The following is a 397-nucleotide window of genomic DNA, read 5'->3' on the forward strand; positions in this document are numbered from 1 at the left end:
GGAACATTTCTATGACTAAACAACTTATGACCAAGGATCGCCTGCGCTCGCGATATTGGTTCGACAACCCGGATCATCCAGGCACCACTGCCCTGTGCTTAGAGCGTTACATGAACCAGGGGGTCACCCTAGAGGAGTTGACCAGTGGCCGGCCGATCATTGGCATTTGCCAATCGGGCTCTGATCTGGCGCCCTGTAACCGGCACCACATTGAGTTGGTGAAACGAGTCAAGGATGGTGTGCGCGCTGCTGGTGGAGTCCCCTTCGAGTTCCCATTGCATCCGATTCATGAAAATGTGCGCCGGCCCACCGCGGCGTTGGACCGTAACTTGGCCTATCTAGGGCTAGTCGAGGTGTTGCACGGTTATCCGCTGGACGGTGTAGTACTGACCACCGG

At 56.4% G+C, this 397-nt stretch carries 1 protein-coding gene; it reads left to right on the top strand.

The annotated features are described in order from the left end of the window. Positions 1-11: 11 nt before the first annotated feature. Positions 12-397, top strand: a 386-nt coding sequence (locus R0J88_RS18925; RefSeq protein WP_410900717.1) for a dihydroxy-acid dehydratase, incomplete at its 3' end; no start/stop codon positions are given.

The sequence above is a fragment of the Pseudoalteromonas sp. SIMBA_162 genome, from assembly GCF_046535955.1.
GTDB classification, from domain to species: Bacteria; Pseudomonadota; Gammaproteobacteria; order Enterobacterales; family Alteromonadaceae; genus Pseudoalteromonas; species Pseudoalteromonas marina.